The 14761-nt window shown below is 68.1% G+C and carries 16 protein-coding genes; 8 read left to right on the top strand and 8 right to left on the bottom strand.

The window, feature by feature from the left end:
- The first annotated feature begins 33 nt into the window (after nt 1-33).
- The gene (locus H4W30_RS01335; protein ID WP_126733773.1) at nt 34-318 is read left to right on the top strand and encodes an Lrp/AsnC family transcriptional regulator; all 285 of its coding nucleotides are present in this window, start codon (nt 34-36) and stop codon (nt 316-318) included.
- An 80-nt stretch (nt 319-398) separates the two neighbouring features.
- On the opposite strand, the gene qcrB is transcribed toward H4W30_RS01335, so the two are convergent.
- From qcrB to ctaE, 4 genes are read right to left on the bottom strand one after another with little or no spacing between them, the layout of a single operon-like run.
- Nucleotides 399-2066 carry a cytochrome bc1 complex cytochrome b subunit gene (gene qcrB / locus H4W30_RS01330; protein ID WP_126733774.1) on the bottom strand — a complete coding sequence of 556 codons (1668 nt, stop codon included), beginning with the start codon at nt 2064-2066 and terminating at the stop codon, nt 399-401.
- Entirely contained in the window at nt 2063-3196 is a 1134-nt protein-coding gene (gene qcrA, locus H4W30_RS01325; RefSeq protein WP_192741102.1) for a cytochrome bc1 complex Rieske iron-sulfur subunit, read from the bottom strand. Before qcrA ends, qcrB begins: the two co-directional genes overlap by 4 nt.
- On the bottom strand, nt 3193-4011 hold the full coding sequence (gene qcrC, locus H4W30_RS01320; RefSeq protein WP_192741101.1) for a cytochrome bc1 complex diheme cytochrome c subunit: 819 nt from the start codon (nt 4009-4011) through the stop codon (nt 3193-3195). The genes qcrA and qcrC overlap by 4 nt, the downstream gene beginning before the upstream one ends.
- A gap of 55 nt (nt 4012-4066) precedes the next feature.
- Complete coding sequence (ctaE, locus tag H4W30_RS01315) at nt 4067-4690, bottom strand: aa3-type cytochrome oxidase subunit III (protein ID WP_091599208.1); 624 nt, start codon at nt 4688-4690, stop codon at nt 4067-4069.
- A 95-nt stretch (nt 4691-4785) separates the two neighbouring features.
- Between ctaE and H4W30_RS01310 the strand changes: the two genes are divergently transcribed.
- From H4W30_RS01310 to trpD, 3 genes are read left to right on the top strand one after another with little or no spacing between them, the layout of a single operon-like run.
- The gene (locus H4W30_RS01310) at nt 4786-5220 is read left to right on the top strand and encodes a hypothetical protein (protein ID WP_192741100.1); all 435 of its coding nucleotides are present in this window, start codon (nt 4786-4788) and stop codon (nt 5218-5220) included.
- Between the two features lie 42 nt (nt 5221-5262).
- The gene (locus H4W30_RS01305; protein WP_016336048.1) at nt 5263-5673 is read left to right on the top strand and encodes a hypothetical protein; all 411 of its coding nucleotides are present in this window, start codon (nt 5263-5265) and stop codon (nt 5671-5673) included.
- Nucleotides 5674-5677: 4 nt separating this feature from the next.
- Nucleotides 5678-6709: an anthranilate phosphoribosyltransferase gene (gene trpD / locus H4W30_RS01300; RefSeq protein ID WP_192741099.1), complete on the top strand. Its 1032-nt coding sequence runs from the start codon at nt 5678-5680 to the stop codon at nt 6707-6709.
- Between the two features lie 288 nt (nt 6710-6997).
- Here the strand turns inward: trpD and H4W30_RS01295 are convergent, their stop codons facing one another.
- Nucleotides 6998-7963 carry a helix-turn-helix domain-containing protein gene (locus H4W30_RS01295; RefSeq protein ID WP_192741098.1) on the bottom strand — a complete coding sequence of 322 codons (966 nt, stop codon included), beginning with the start codon at nt 7961-7963 and terminating at the stop codon, nt 6998-7000.
- Between the two features lie 52 nt (nt 7964-8015).
- On the opposite strand from H4W30_RS01295, the gene H4W30_RS01290 reads away from it, so the two are divergent.
- Nucleotides 8016-8405 carry a cupin domain-containing protein gene (locus H4W30_RS01290; protein ID WP_192741097.1) on the top strand — a complete coding sequence of 130 codons (390 nt, stop codon included), beginning with the start codon at nt 8016-8018 and terminating at the stop codon, nt 8403-8405.
- Here the strand turns inward: H4W30_RS01290 and H4W30_RS01285 are convergent.
- Nucleotides 8402-9364 carry a GlxA family transcriptional regulator gene (locus H4W30_RS01285; protein ID WP_192741096.1) on the bottom strand — a complete coding sequence of 321 codons (963 nt, stop codon included), beginning with the start codon at nt 9362-9364 and terminating at the stop codon, nt 8402-8404. The two genes, H4W30_RS01290 and H4W30_RS01285, sit on opposite strands and share 4 nt — an antisense overlap.
- Nucleotides 9365-9446: 82 nt before the next feature.
- Here H4W30_RS01285 and H4W30_RS01280 point away from each other — a divergent pair, with 82 nt between their 5' ends.
- The gene (locus H4W30_RS01280; RefSeq protein ID WP_192741095.1) at nt 9447-10352 is read left to right on the top strand and encodes a DMT family transporter; all 906 of its coding nucleotides are present in this window, start codon (nt 9447-9449) and stop codon (nt 10350-10352) included.
- 133 nt (nt 10353-10485) lie between these two features.
- Here H4W30_RS01280 and H4W30_RS01275 read toward each other — a convergent pair whose 3' ends face one another.
- Together H4W30_RS01275 and ctaC are read right to left on the bottom strand one after the other, a co-directional pair.
- The gene (locus H4W30_RS01275; RefSeq protein ID WP_126733782.1) at nt 10486-10905 is read right to left on the bottom strand and encodes a cytochrome c oxidase subunit 4; all 420 of its coding nucleotides are present in this window, start codon (nt 10903-10905) and stop codon (nt 10486-10488) included.
- Between the two features lie 40 nt (nt 10906-10945).
- Nucleotides 10946-11884, bottom strand: coding sequence for an aa3-type cytochrome oxidase subunit II (gene ctaC / locus H4W30_RS01270; protein WP_192741094.1), 939 nt, complete (start codon nt 11882-11884; stop codon nt 10946-10948).
- A gap of 192 nt (nt 11885-12076) precedes the next feature.
- On the opposite strand from ctaC, the gene asnB reads away from it, so the two are divergent.
- Together asnB and H4W30_RS01260 are read left to right on the top strand one after the other, a co-directional pair.
- Nucleotides 12077-14011 (top strand): asparagine synthase (glutamine-hydrolyzing), encoded by a 1935-nt coding sequence (asnB, locus tag H4W30_RS01265; RefSeq protein ID WP_192741093.1) that lies wholly within the window; start codon nt 12077-12079, stop codon nt 14009-14011.
- 56 nt (nt 14012-14067) lie between these two features.
- Nucleotides 14068-14721, top strand: a complete 654-nt coding sequence (locus tag H4W30_RS01260; protein ID WP_192741092.1) for an alpha/beta fold hydrolase — start codon at nt 14068-14070, stop codon at nt 14719-14721.
- Nucleotides 14722-14761: the final 40 nt, after the last annotated feature.

Below are 14761 nucleotides of genomic sequence, written 5' to 3'. Positions count from 1 at the left end.
CCGGCACCGGATTCACCGACGTAGGAGGACCCTTTGATCACGGCGATCGTGCTGATCCAGGTCGAAGCCGATGCCATCCCCGAGGCGGCACAGGCGATCGCGGACATCGACGGTGTCCGCGAGGTCTATTCCTGCGCGGGCGATGTCGATCTGATCGCTTCGGTCCGCGTCGCGGCCCACGAGGACCTCGCGGATCTGATCCCGGCGAAGATCGGCAAGGTCCCCGGCGTGCTGAGCACGGTCACGCATATCGCGTTCCGGTCGTACTCGAAGGCCGACAGCGAGTCCGCGTTCGACATCGGCGTCGAAGGCGCCTGAGCTTCTTCCCTTGTAGCGCGTGAAGGCCCCCTTCCCTCGGCTGAGCCGAGGGAAGGGGGCCTTCACGCGTGTCTCCCGAGCTAGTGCCCGGAGGTGATCTCCTTGCGCTCCTCGGAGGGCTCGCCACCGATGTCGTCGACCTTGCCGTTGCCGTGCCCGTTGGACCGGGCGCGCTCCAGCGCGATCGTCTCCTCGACCGGGTCCGGGGACCAGGTCGAACCGGCGACGGCGTGCCCGGCCGAGCCGAGTTTGTTCATCTTCTTCGGCACCGACGCGCCCTGGTACTCGAGCGGGATCGCGTGGCCGTGGTCGTCCACCGGGCCGAGCGGCTGGTGGATCTCGATGAACTCACCGTGCGGCAGGCGCTTGATGATGCCGGTTTCGACGCCGTGCTCCAGCACCTCGCGGTCGGCCCGCTGGAGGCCGAGGCAGATCCGGTAGGTGATGTAGTACGCGATCGGCGGTGCCAGCAGGACACCGATCCGGCCCGCCCACGTCGTCGCGTTCAGCGAGATGTCGAAGGCGAACGCAATGATGTCGTTGAAGCCCGAGAGCATGATGACCGCGAAGAACGTCAGGGCCATGATGCCCAGCGAGGTCCGGACCGGGACGTCGCGCGGACGCTGCAGCAGGTTGTGGTGCGCGGTGTCCTTGGACAGCTTTCGCTCGATCCAGGGATACATCAGCAGCAACCCGATCAGCAGCGGCATCCCGATCGCGCCGGGGAAGAACACCGCCGGAACCGTGTAGTTCCCGAGGTAGAGCTCCCACGCCGGCCAGATCCGCAGCATGCCGTCGGCCCAGGCCATGTACCAGTCCGGCTGTGAACCCGCCGAGACCTGCGCCGCGTTGTACGGGCCGATGTTCCAGATCGGGTTGATCTGGAAGAGGCCCGACATCAGCGCGATGACACCGGTGACCAGCGCGAAGAACGCACCGCCCTTGAGCGCGAAGACCGGCATGATGCGGACGCCGACGACGTTGGTCTCCTTGCGGCGCACGCCCGGGAACTGCGTGTGCTTCTGGTACCAGACGAGCGCGAGGTGCGCGGCCACCAGGCCGAGCATGATGCCCGGCAGCAGCAGGATGTGGATCGTGTACAGGCGCGGGATGATCTCGTTGCCGGGGAACTCCCCGCCGAACAGCGCCCAGTGGATCCAGGTGCCCATGACCGGCACCGAGAGCACGATGCCCGACAGGGTCGCGCGGATACCGGTACCGGAGAGCAGGTCGTCCGGAAGCGAGTAACCGAAGAAGCCCTCGAACATGCCCAGGACCAGCAGCAGCGCGCCGATGACCCAGTTCGCCTCACGCGGGCGACGGAACGCGCCGGTGAAGAAGATCCGGAACATGTGCACCATCATCGAAGCCACGAAGATCAGCGCGGCCCAGTGGTGCAGCTGGCGGACGAACAGACCGCCGCGGACGTCGAACGAGATGTCCAGCGTGGTCGCGAAGGCCCGCGACATCTCGACGCCCTGCAGACCGGTGTAGCTGCCGTTGTAGACGACCTCTTCCATGGAGGGGTCGAAGAACAGCGTGAGATAGACACCCGACAGCAACAGGATGATGAAGCTGTAGAGCGCGATCTCGCCGAGCAGGAACGACCAGTGCGTCGGGAACACCTTGTTGAGCTGGTGCCGCATGCCCTTGGCCAGGTGATACCGGTCGTCGGCCCACTTCGCACCAGCGCCCGCGGCCTTCTCGACCGGGTTCGTCCCCTTCGTCGGGGTGGTGAGTGAACTCATGACTTACGCTCCCAAAAGGCCGGTCCGACGGCCTCGTTGAAGTCTCCGCGCGCGATCAGGTAGCCCTCAGAGTCCACTGTAATCGGAAGCTGGGCCAACGGCCTCGTCGCCGGACCGAAAATCGGCTTGGCGTAGTGGAGCGCGTCGAACTGCGACTGGTGGCAGGGGCAGAGGATGCGGTTGGTCCGCTGCTCGTACAGGGAGGTCGGGCAGCCGACGTGGCTGCAGATCTTCGTGTACGCGTAGTAGTCGCCGAAGTTGTAGTCCTCCTGGCCCTGACGCTTGACGACCTTGGCGGCGTCGGTCGGGCGGAGACGGATCAGCATGACCGGGTTGTCGACGCGCTTGAAGGCGGCCGACAGCGCGTGCTCGTCGTCCTTCTCGGACTCGCGGTACGGGAACACCGTCTCCATCGCGCCCGCGTCGAGGTCCTCGGCCTTGACCAGGGAGATCTCGTGCGGACGGCCGGTGTTGCGGCGCAGGTAGACCTTCTCTTCCGGGAAGTTCTTCTTCCAGCCCGAGTGCCACAGCGAATCGCGGTTCTCGGTGTCCTTCCACGGGTCCTTGATGAAGGACGCGACCGGCAGCGCCGCGACGGCGAGACCGAGCACACCGGCGCCGGCACCCGCGGACCGCTTGATCATCGAGCGGCGCGCGATCGTGCTGCGGCTGCCCGAGTCGGCGAGCTGGGCGACGATGGTGGCCTTGTCGACCTCCTTGGAACCGCCGTCCCCGCGCTCCTGGACCGCGACCTCGGCCGGGATGAACTTCTTGGTGTAGAGGATCACACCGATACCGAGGCTGAGCACGGCGAGCCCGAGGGTGACCCCGAGCAGCGGCGTGTACAGGGTGTACATCGTGTAACCGTGCTTGCCCGGCTCTTTGTACTCGAACCAGTGCGGCCACGCGATGAGGACCACGAACGCGAGGCCGGACAGCGCGGCCAGCACGAACCAGAGGGCGACGGAGCGCTCGGCGCGCTTCTCCGCCTTCGTCCCCTCGACCGGCCAAGGCGTCGGGTATTCGACGATCTCGACCCCGTCGAGCGCGGTACCCAGCTTGACCAGCTGGTCGCGATCCATGTCCGCCAACTCCGCCTCTGTCGGCGGCTTCGGCCCTTCGGCGCTCATGCCTTCGATCCAATCCACAACGTCACGCCGATCAGCGCGGCGATCCCGACGATCCACGCGATCGCGCCCTCCGAGGCCGGGCCAAGACCGCCGAGCGAGTTACCGCCGGGTGAGTTGTTCCCGTTACTCACGGATTTCACGAACGCGATGATGTCCTTCTTCTCCTCCGGCGACAGCTGCCGGTCGGAGAACTTGGGCATGTTCTGCGGCCCGGTGAGCATCGCGGTGTAGATCTGCTCTTCCGTGGCCGGGTCCAGGTTCGGGGCGAACTTGCCCGAGGACAGCGCGCCACCGCGGCCGGTGAAGCCGTGGCAGGAGGCGCAGTTGAGGCGGAAGAGCTCGCTGCCGCGCGCGACGTCCTCGCCACGCAGCGCGTCACCCTTCTCGGCGGGACGCTGCGCGCCGCCGCCGTTGGCCTGGATGTAGGCACCCAGCGCGTTGATCTCGGCCTCGGTCAGCTTCGGCGGCTTCCGCTGCGCCTGGGCTTCCTGGCGGACCGCCGGCATGCGGCCGGTGGAGGTCTGGAAGTACACGGCCGCGTCGCCGATGCCGATGAGGCTCGGGCCACGGTCGGTGACACCTTCGAGCTTCGGCCCGTGACATTCGATACACGTGTTGTTGTAGAGCTTCTCGCCCTCGCGCAGGAGGGCGGATTCGCCCTGCGCCTGCGCGGTCTGCGGCTCCGGGGCGAAAACGGCGTACAACCCGCCCACGCTCAGCAGCGCGATCCCGAGCGCCAGCGCGCCGGCGAACCGCCTGCGAGCCTTCGACCGCTTGCGGAAGCGGCGCTCCGTGTTGTTCTTGCTGGAGGTCATCTTGCGGCAACCCTTGCTGTCAGTTCAGGCCGATAGGTCGTGGTGGCGGCTTCGTTCACGGAAGGATGTAGATCACCGCGAACAGGCCCACCCACACGATGTCGACGAAGTGCCAGTAGTACGACACGACGATCGCCGAGGTGGCCTGAGCCGGGGTGAACTTGCTCAGCTTGGTGCGGATGAGCAAGTACACGAACGCGATGAGCCCGCCGATGACGTGCAGGCCGTGGAACCCGGTCGCGAGGTAGAAGACCGTGCCGTACGCGCCGGACGGGATGGTCAGCCCCTCGTGGATCAGGTTCAGGTACTCGTAAGCCTGGCCACCCACGAAGATCGCGCCCATGATCAACGTGATGATGTACCAGCGGCGGAGGCCGAACACGTCACCCTTTTCGGCGGCGAACACACCGAACTGGCAGGTGAACGACGACGCCACGAGGATCACGGTGAACGGGATCGCCAGCGCGATGTTCAGGTGGAAGGGCTCACCGTGCAGCGGCGGCGGCCACTGGCCGGACGCGTTCTGCGCCTTCACGGTGAAGAACATGGCGAACAGTCCGGCGAAGAACATCAGTTCGCTGGACAGCCACACGATGGTGCCGACACTGACCATGTTCGGCCGGTTCAGCGAGTGGACCCGCTGGCTGATGGTGGGAGCTGCCGTTGTCACGCGTCGCATTATGTCCTCTCACGCACGGGGCCCGCCGGGTGGGTCCACGGCGGGTCGCGTGCGTGTCGGGTCACATCTGAACGAAAGTGGGAACAGGGCTACTCATGGGTTTACTAGATCGGCTTCGTGACCTGGTCAAGAAGCCGAAGCTCCCAGGCCTGACGGTCGACACGCCCGGCGTCGAGATCGTCGTGGAGGCCTTCGATCCCGCCGAGGCGGATTCTTCGGCGTTGTCGAGATCACCCGCTTGGGTCGCCGAAGCGCCCGCGATCCTGCGCCATCACTTGAAGCTGCCGCCCGAAAAGATGGCGGAGGCGGCCTCGATCCTCGCCCAGGACGGCTGGGAGCTGCGAGAACAGGGCCACGAAGGCGACTTCGCCCTCGCGCACGCGGTGCGGGTGCAGACCCTCGACGCGCTGCACTGCGCGCAGGAACGGTCACGGATGGCGGGCCTCGCGCAGCGGCTCGGCGGGGATTCGCTGGGCTGGGACGCGCTCCAGCCGTCGGGTGGTCCACGTGATGTCGGTCATGGCGGATAACATCGCGGGGTCGACATGACTAGACGAGGCGGAGGCGCGCTCATGGGCGAGCAGGCGATGCGGATCCTGGTGTTCAGCCACAAGGCGGAGGTGCGCGAGGCGATCATCAACGCCGTCGGCCGCAGGCCCGCCGCCGACCTCGGCCGGGTGGACTACACCGAGGCGTCCGGCATCTCCGAGGTCCTCGTCGAGATGGACGCGGGCAACGTGGACCTCGCCATCCTCGACGGCGAGGCGCAGCCGACCGGCGGCATCGGGCTGACCCGCCAGCTGAAGAACGAGATCGAGGACTGCCCGCCGATCGTGGTCTCGGTGCGGCGCAAGGACGACCGCTGGCTCGCGACCTGGTCGCAGGCCGACGCGGTGCTGGTCCACCCGCTCGACCCGCTGACCGCCGCCGAAACCGTCGCCGACGTGCTGCGCGCCCGGCGGGTGCCGGCCGTGCACGGCTGAGCCGATGAGCTCGGCCGCGAAGAGCTGGCCTTCCCTGCTCAACCAGCTCATCGCGCGCGCGGACCTGTCCGAAGAGGACACCGCGTGGGCGATGGACCAGATCATGAGCGGGGCGGCGACACCCTCCCAGATCGCCGGGTTCGCCGTCGCGCTGCGCGCGAAGGGTGAGACACCGGCGGAGATCTCCGGGATGGCCGACGCCATGCTGGCGCACGCCAGGCGGGTGACGATCGACAGGCCGTCGGTCGACATCGTCGGCACCGGCGGCGACCGGTCCAATTCGGTCAACATCTCCACCATGGCCACGGTGGTGACGGCCGCGGCGGGCGCGCCGGTGGCCAAGCACGGCAACCGGAGCGCTTCGTCGAAGTCCGGCGCGGCCGACGTGCTGGAGGAGTTGGGTGTCACCATCGACCTGCCGCCCGAGACGGTCCAGCGCAGCGTGAACGAACTGGGCATCGGCTTCTGCTTCGCGCCGAAGTTCCACCCCGCCCTGCGTCACGCCGGGCCGACCCGCGGCGAGCTCGGCGTGCCGACGACGTTCAACCTGCTCGGCCCGCTGACCAACCCGGCGCAGCCGCGCAGTTCGCTGATCGGCTGCGCCTACGAGGACAAGACCCGTGTGCTGGCCGAGGTGTTCGCGCGGCGCGGCATGACCGTGCTGCTCGTGCGCGGCGACGACGGGCTGGACGAGCTCACGACCACGACCACGAGTTCGGTGTGGGTGGTCTCCGGTGGAGAGATCACCGAGCGGAGCTTCGATCCCGCGTCGCTGGACCTCCCCCGGGTGACCGCGGAGGACCTGCGCGGCGGCGACGCGGCGCACAACGCCGAGGTGTTCCGTCAGGTGATGGCCGGGAAGACCGGGCCGGTCCGGGACGCGGTGCTGCTCAACTCGGCGGCCGCGCTGGCGGCTTTCACCGGGTTCTCGGGGTCGCTGGAAGACGATCTGGCGGCCGGGTTCGCGCGGGCGGCGTCGGCCATCGACTCCGGTGCGGCGGCCGACCTGCTGAACCGGTGGATCGCCTTCGCCTGACTTCCTGAGCGGTGAGGACGGTTGGAGCCAAGGGCCTCCTTGGGGTACCTACTGCCGATGCGCGTGATTGGACGGACGACACATGTGTCGGGACGGACGACACGTGTGATTGGACGGACGACACGCGGCGGAGCCCCAGGCCGCGGTCGTGTCGTCCATCCGATCACGCGTGTCGTCCATCGGATCACGCGTGTCGTCCATCCGATCACGCGTGTCGTCCAGTCGGTCACGTGACATCGCCGGTGCGGCCTCGTGAGTGGTAGGGACGGTTCTAACCGTCCCTACCACTCACGAGGCGGTGCTGAAGCGTGCCCGGTAAGCCGTAGGCGTCAGCCCCGTTGCCCGCCGCAGTTGCGTGCGCAAGTTCGCGGCGGTACCGAACCCCGAAGCCCGCGCCACCAGGTCCAGCCGCTGCTCCCCGCGCTCGATCAGCCGGCACGCCAGCGCGATCCGTTCCGTGGTGAGCCACGCCAGCGGCGTCGTGCCCAGTTCGGCGCGAAACCGCCGGTGCAGCGTCGCCTGGCTCGCCGCCGCCCGCGCGGCGAGGTCGGCGACGGTGAGCGGGCGGTCCAGCCGTTCCCGCGCCCAGGCGAGTACCGGCGCCAGCGAGGTGTCCGGCACCGGCGGCAGCGGACGCTCGACGAACTGCCGCTGGCCGCCGTCGCGATGTCCGGCGAACACCAGCCGCCTGCTCACCGCGTTGGCGATCTCGGCGCCGTGGTCGCGGCTGATCAGGTGCAGCCCCAGATCGAGCGCGGCCGCGCTGCCCGCCGCGGTCAGGACGTCGCCGTCGTCGACGAAGAGGACGTCGGGCTCCAGCAGTACTTGGGGATACAGCTCGCGGAACAGTCCCGCCCACTTCCAGTGCGTCGTCGCGCGCCGTCCGTCCAGGACACCGGCCTGCGCGAGGGTGAAGGCGCCGGTGCAGAAGCTCACCAGCCGGGCACCCCGCTCGGCCGCGGCGCGAACGGCCCTCAGCACCGACGCCTTGGCCGGGGTCTCCGGATCGGGCCGGTTGGGCACGATCACCGTGTCCGCGGTCTCCACGGCTTCGAGCCCGGCGACCCCGGTGAGCGTGAACATACCCAGGTGCATGCGCACGGACGGCTCGGCGGCGCACAGGGTGAAGCCGTACCAGGGCCTGCCCAGCTCCGGCCGCCGCAGGCCGAACAGCTCGGTCGCGACGCCCATTTCGAACGGATTGGATCCTTCGTCGACCAGGACGGCGACCTCGTGCGAGGAATCATGCGACATATGCGATTCCTAGCACTCACCGCTCCAGCGGTCCAGTGACGAGGATCGGATCATGAGCAAGCAACCGATCGATCTGGACACCGCGCTGGCCGGCTTCGACGAGATCTGGAGCCCGCGGATCGTCGCCCACGTCAACGACTACGACGTCCGCCTCGCCAAGGTCGCGGGCGAGCACGTCTGGCACGTCCACGAGGACACCGACGAGTTCTTCCTCGTCCTCGACGGCACCTTGGACATCGCGTTGCGCGAGGACGCGGGCGAACGGGTCGTCACGCTCCCCCGCGGCTCCGTGTTCGTCGTCCCGCGCGGCACCTTCCACAAACCGTCCTCAGTGGACGGTGCTTCGCTGCTGCTGTTCGAGCCGACCGGGACGCTCACCGTCGGCGACAAGCACGACGAGGTCCCCGACCATGTCCATGTCACCGTGGGGCAAGAAATCTAGCCGGCGGAAAACGTTCTGCGGTAAGCACTCGGGCTGGTCCCGCGCAGCTTGCCGAACTGATGCCGCAGCGCCGCGGCGGAGGCGTATCCGCAGGCGACCGCTATGTCCTCAATGGACAGACGTCCCTCTTCGAGCAGTGACTGCGCGCGGTCGAGGCGGCGTTCGGTGAGCCACCGGTGCGGCGTCGTCCCGGTGGCCGCCGAGAACCGGCGCAGGAACGTGCGCTCCCCCAAACCGCTGCGCCTGGCGAGTTCCGCGACGGTGAACGGCTGGTCCAAGCGCCGCTCGATCCATTCGAGCGCCTCGGCGAGCACGGTGTCGTCCGGCGCGGCGGTCTCGGGCACCGGCGCCTGCACGAACTGCGCCTGACCACCGACCCGATGCGGCGCCGCGACCATCCGCCTGGCCAGCGTGGTGGCCGCGGCGACGCCGCGCAATTCCCGCACCAGGTGCAGGCACAGGTCGACGGCGGCGACGGTTCCCGCGCTCGTGAGGACGCCGCCGTCGTCGACGTACAACGCTTTCGGGTCGACCTTCGCCGTCGGGAAACGCGACCGGAACTCCTGCTCGTAGACCCAGTGCACGGTGCAGTTGCGCCCGTCTAGCAACCCCGCGTACCCGAGGGAGAAGACACCCGCGCAGAAACCCGCAACCCAGGCACCCCGGCTCGCCGCGTCACACAGGACTTCGAGCACGGGCTCCGGCGGGCTCGCGCTGCGCGGCGCGCAGGTCGGCACGATCAGCAGGTCCGCGGACGCCGCGAAGTCCAGGCTCTCCAGGCCATCGAGCCCGAAGCCGGACCAGCTCAGGACGTTCTCGCCGCCGGGCGAGCACACCGCGAAGTCCCAGCCCTCGATTCCGTCGGCGCTGCGATCGGTGCCGAAGACCTCGCACGCGACGCCGAGTTCGAACGGCGAGACCTGGTCGGCGAGCACGACCGCGACCTTCTTCACATCCATCCGCGCAGTGTGTCACAAGTTTTGCGGTCGATGTCATCTCTGACACTGGTTGAACGCGGGCACGACGGCGAAAGTGGTCGCCATGAACAAGAACAACCCCGTGCTGCAGTGGACCGCCGCGATGGCACTCTCCGGCACGATCGGTGCCGTCGTCCTCGAAAGCGGCGCCGAAGCCCCCGCCGTGGCGTTCGCGAGGAGCCTGGTCGGCGGGCTGCTGCTCCTGGTGTGGAGCGCGGCCCGGGGCTGGCTCCGCCCGTGGACGCTCAGCCGCCGCGACCTGCTGCTCGCCGTCCTCGGCGGGCTGTTCCTGGTCGGCAACTGGGTCCTGCTGTTCGCCTCGTACTCGCTGTCGTCGATCGGGGTCAGCACCGTCGTCTACCACACGCAGCCGCTCATGCTGGTCGGTCTCGCGGCGGCGTTCCTCGGCGAGAAGATGGCCAAGAGCCAGCTGGTCCGGGCACTGATCGCGTTCGGCGGGGTGACGCTCATCTCGCTTTCCGCACACGGCGCCGACGGGAAACCCGTCCGCCTGGAGGGGATCGCGCTCGCCCTCGGCGCGGCCGCGCTGTACGCCGGCGCTTCCTTCGTCGCGAAGCAGCTCAAGCACGTCCGCCCGCACGTCCTGGCGGCCGTCCAGCTGGCGACCGGCACGATCGTGCTCGCACCCGCCCTGCTCGTCACTCCGCTGCCCACGGACACCTCAGGGCTGCTGTGGCTGATCCTGCTCGGGACCGTGCACACCGCGCTGATGTACGTCCTGATGTACGCGAGCATCGGCAAGCTGCCGACCACGACGGTGGCGCTGCTGTCCTACGTCTACCCGGTGGTCGCGGTGGTCGTCGACGTCCTCGCCTATGGGCACCGGCCGACGTGGCCGGAGGGCCTCGGCATGCTGGCCGTCCTGGCCGCCGCGCTGGCGCCGAAACGAGCACCCAAGCCCGCGCCGGCGCTTGAGACGGCGGTGGCCACTCGGGCCAGCGGGTCGTGAGTGCCGTTTCGGAAGTACGTGAAGGTGTGGTGCCGGGGGCGGATGAGGGGAACTTGAGGGACTCTGGGTCCTCTGAATGCGAAAACGGCGCCCGGCTCCACAGGGAGCGGGGCGCCGTTTCGGCGTCAAGACGTCACTCGTGGTTCGGGCCCGTGTGGTACTCGAACACCAGCCCGCCGATGGCGACGATCACCAGGCCCAGCGCGATGATCAGCAGCCAGACGTGGAAGAACGCGAGCGCGACACCGGTCAGCGCGGCGGCCGCCGCGAGACCGACCGGCCAGTAGCTGCCGGGGCTGAAGAAGCCCAGCTCACCGGCGCCGTCGCTGATCTCGGCGTCTTCCCGGTCCTCCGGCCGCGGCTCGATGCGCCGCGCCACGAACTGCAGGTAGCTCCCGGCCAGGAAGGCCAGGCCACCGGTGAGGATCAGAGCCACCACACCGACCGGCTCGACGCCGTCCCGGGTCATCGTTCCGGTCATGTACGCGTAGATACCCGCCACGACGACGGAGAAGACCGCGACGAGGAAGAAAATCCGTCCTTCGACCTTCATGGACGTTGCCTCACTCCTGTTTCGGGCTCGAACAGCCGGGTCAGTTGGACGCGACCCGCGCGGTGCGGTCGGTGTTGAACGGGGTGGTGGTGACGGCGTAGGGCGAGCACAGCTCGCCGCAGTTCATCGCCGTCAGCGCCTCGGAGGCGGTGTTCGGCTTGCCGCTCTTCGGGTTCACCGTGCCGCGGAGCTGGATGTACTGCGCGTACTTGTCCGGCGAGAGCGCCCTGACTTCGAAGTTCATCCCCGAGTGGTAGGTGCCGCACAGCTCGGCGCAGCGGCCGACGAACGAACCTTCCTTGTCGATCGAGTTCTGGAAGGTGAAGTCCTGGTTGTTCTTCTCCGGGTCCGGCATGACGTCCCGCTTGAAGTGGAACTCCGGCACCCAGAACGAGTGGATGACGTCGGCCGACCGCAGGTTGTACTGGATCGTCTTGTTCGTCGGCAGGACGAGCAGCGGGATCTCGGTCGAGCTGCCGACCGTGGTGATCTCGGGGTCGTCGTGGTTCTTGGAGTCGCTCTTGTACTTGAACTCCCAGTTCCACTGGAACGCGACGATGTCGACCGTGACGTCCGGGTTCTCCGTCTCGGCGAGCACGCGGTTCTCGGTGGTCGCGGTGAAGAAGAACAGCACGCAGACCATGATCGTCGGGACGACGACCGTGAAGATCTCCAGCGGGATGTTGTACTGGAACTGACGGGGCAGTTCCTCCTCCGCGCCGTCGGCGGTCTTCTTCTTGCGGTGGAAGATCGCGGTCCAGAAGATCAGCGCCCAGACGATGGCGCCGACGACCAGCGCGGCGATGACGGTCCACGTCCACAGCGTGCGCATGTCGTGCGCCTGCGGGGTCACCCCGGCAGGCCAGCCGAAGCGGAGGACCTCTTCCCCGGAACAGCCCGTCGCAGTCAGCATCACCAGCACGGCGAGCGCGACGACGCGACCAGACCGCTTGACTGGGGTGCGCTCTGGATTTCCCACTGCGCCTTGCCCTTTCACCCAGAGCCTCCTCGACCGATCTTCGTGACAGGCGGAGCCTAGCCGAGTTGCGGCGCCGCGCTGACCAAGGGGTGACCACAACACGCGTATCCCCCACCACATCCGGGTGTACACACCCACCGGCATACTGGGCCCTTCTCCCCGCTCGGCCAACAAGAGGTGTGTGAACTAGACGTGTGCGGCCTGCTTGGACTGATCTGTTCGACCGAAGCCGACGCTGCGAGCGCCCGTGACGCCGTCGACGCGGCCATGCGCTGCCAGCGGCACCGCGGCCCCGACGAGCACGACACCTGGGCCGACGCCGAGGTGGTCTACGGCTTCAACCGGCTGGCCTTCATCGACGTCGACCACGCCCACCAGCCGCTGATCTGGGGTCCGCCGGAGGCCCCTGAGCGCTACACGCTGAACTTCAACGGCGAGATCTACAACTACAAAGAGCTGCGCGACGAGCTGGCCGCCGAGCACGGTGCGAAATTCGCCACAGAGGGTGACGGCGAGGCGATCGTCGCGGCCTACCACTACCTCGGCGACGACGCGGTGAAGAAGCTGCGCGGGATGTTCGCCTTCATGATCTGGGACTCCCAGGAGAAGGTCGTCTTCGGCGCGCGCGACCCGTTCGGCATCAAGCCGCTGTTCTACTCCGCCGGCCCCGGCAAGGTCGCCTTCTCCAGCGAGAAGAAGAGCCTGCTGGAGCTTTCGAGCGTGCTCGGGGTCAAGGACGAGCTGGACAAGACGGCCCTGCAGCACTACCTGGTGCTCCAGTACGTGCCGGAACCGGAGTCGATGCACACCGGCGTCCGTCGCGTCGAGTCCGGCACGTCGTTCCGGGTCGTCCCCGGCGGTGACGTCGAGTTCACTCGGTACTTCCACCCGACGTTCAACGCGAAGCCCGTGAACAGCCAGGCCGAGGCCGACGAACTGTACGAGCGCATCGCCGATGTGATGCGCGACTCGGTCGGCAAGCACATGATCTCCGACCCGGACGTCACGGTCGGCGCGTTCCTCTCCGGCGGTATCGACTCCACCGCGACCGCGACGCTGGCCAAGGAGCACAACCCGAACCTGATCGCGTTCACCACCGGATTCGAGCGCGAGGGCTACTCCGAGGTCGACGTCGCCGCCGAATCGGCCGCCGCGATCGGCGTGAAGCACGTGGTCCGCACGGTTTCGGCGGACGAGATGATGGAGGCGCTGCCGCTCATCGTCTGGTACCTCGACGACCCGGTGGCCGACCCGGCACTCGTGCCGCTGTGGTTCATCGCCCGCGAAGCACGCAAGCACGTCAAGGCGGTGCTGTCCGGCGAAGGCGCCGACGAGCTCTTCTGCGGCTACACGATCTACAACGAGCCGATCTCGCTGGCGCCGTTCGAGAAGATCCCCGGCGGGATGCGGAAGATCATCGGGAAGGTCTCCACGAAGATCCCGGAGGGCACCCGCGGCAAGGACCTGCTGCGGCGCGGGGCGCTGCCGCTGGAGGACCGCTACTACGGCAACGCGCGCAACTTCCGCGACGACCAGCTCCGCAAGGTGCTGCGCACGTACGAGGACGGGATCGGCTTCAAGGACGTCACCGCGCCCTGGTACAAGATCTCCGAGAACTGGGACCCGGTCGCGCGGATGCAGCACGTCGACCTCTACACCTGGCTGCGCGGCGACATCCTGGTCAAGGCCGACAAGGTGACCATGGCGAACTCGCTGGAACTGCGCGTGCCGTTCCTCGACGCCGAGGTGTTCAAGGTCGCCTCGACGATCCCGCTCGACCAGAAGCTCGCGCACGGCACCACGAAGTACGCGCTGCGCCAGGCGCTGGCGAAGATCATCCCGGGCCACGTGCTGAACCGGCGCAAGCTGGGCTTCCCGGTGCCGATCCGGCTGTGGCTGCGCAACGAGATGTACGACTGGGCCAAGGGCATCATCTCGGACTCGCAGACCGACGCGCTGCTCGACAAGAAGGCCGTCCTGGCGCTGCTCGAAGAGCACAAGGCCGGGCAGCTCGACCGCAGCCGTCAGCTGTGGGCGCTGCTGGTGTTCATGCTGTGGCACGGCATCTTCGTCGAGAACCGCATCAAGCCCGAAGTGCCGGAACCCGTCTACCCGGTGAAGCTCTAGTCACGACTCGTGACACTGGCCTTCACCGGTCACCCGGTGGAGGCCAGCATGGAGCGATGGACTTCGTCCTCGTGCACGGCACGACGCAGAGCCCGGCGAGCTGGGACCGCGTGGCCAAGCTGCTCACCGCCGCCGGGCACCGCGCGATCGCCGTGGACCTGCTGACCCCGGTGGAGCTGCCGGTCGAGGGCTACGCGCAGCACGTGCGGGAGCAGTACGACGGCGGACGGCCGGTCGTCGTCGCCCATTCCGGGTCCGGAGTGCTGCTGCCCGCGATCGCCGAAGCGCTCGACGCGCGGGCCATGGTGTGGGTCGCCGCCTACATCCCCGACTTCGACGGCGGCCGGAGCCTGCGCGACGAGGCGCGGGACGTGCTCGAACCCGACTGGATCGGCGTGGACCCGGCGGCGGATCCCGCGAAGGCGTCGGAATTCCTCTTCCACGACTGCGATCCCGAGACCGAACGGCCGGCGCTGGAGAGCCTGCGGCTGTTCAACCCCGCGGTGCTCGCGACGCATCCCGCCGGGGCCGCGCCTGAGATCCCGTCGACGGTGATCGTCCCCACGCGGGACCGCACTTTGAAACCGGACTGGATGCGGCGAGCGGCCCGGGAACGGCTCGGGGTCACCGCGATCGAGATCGACGCCGGGCACTGTCCGCAGCTGTCCCGCCCCGCCGAACTCGCCGCCATCCTGACCCATCGCGCGTGAAGGCCCCCTTCCCTCGGCTGAGCCGAGGGAAGGGGGCCTT

The sequence above is a fragment of the Amycolatopsis roodepoortensis genome, from assembly GCF_014873915.1.
GTDB classification, from domain to species: Bacteria; Actinomycetota; Actinomycetes; order Mycobacteriales; family Pseudonocardiaceae; genus Amycolatopsis; species Amycolatopsis roodepoortensis.
Note: the sequence above shows the minus strand (reverse complement) of the source record. Positions and strands in the feature narration are given on the sequence as shown.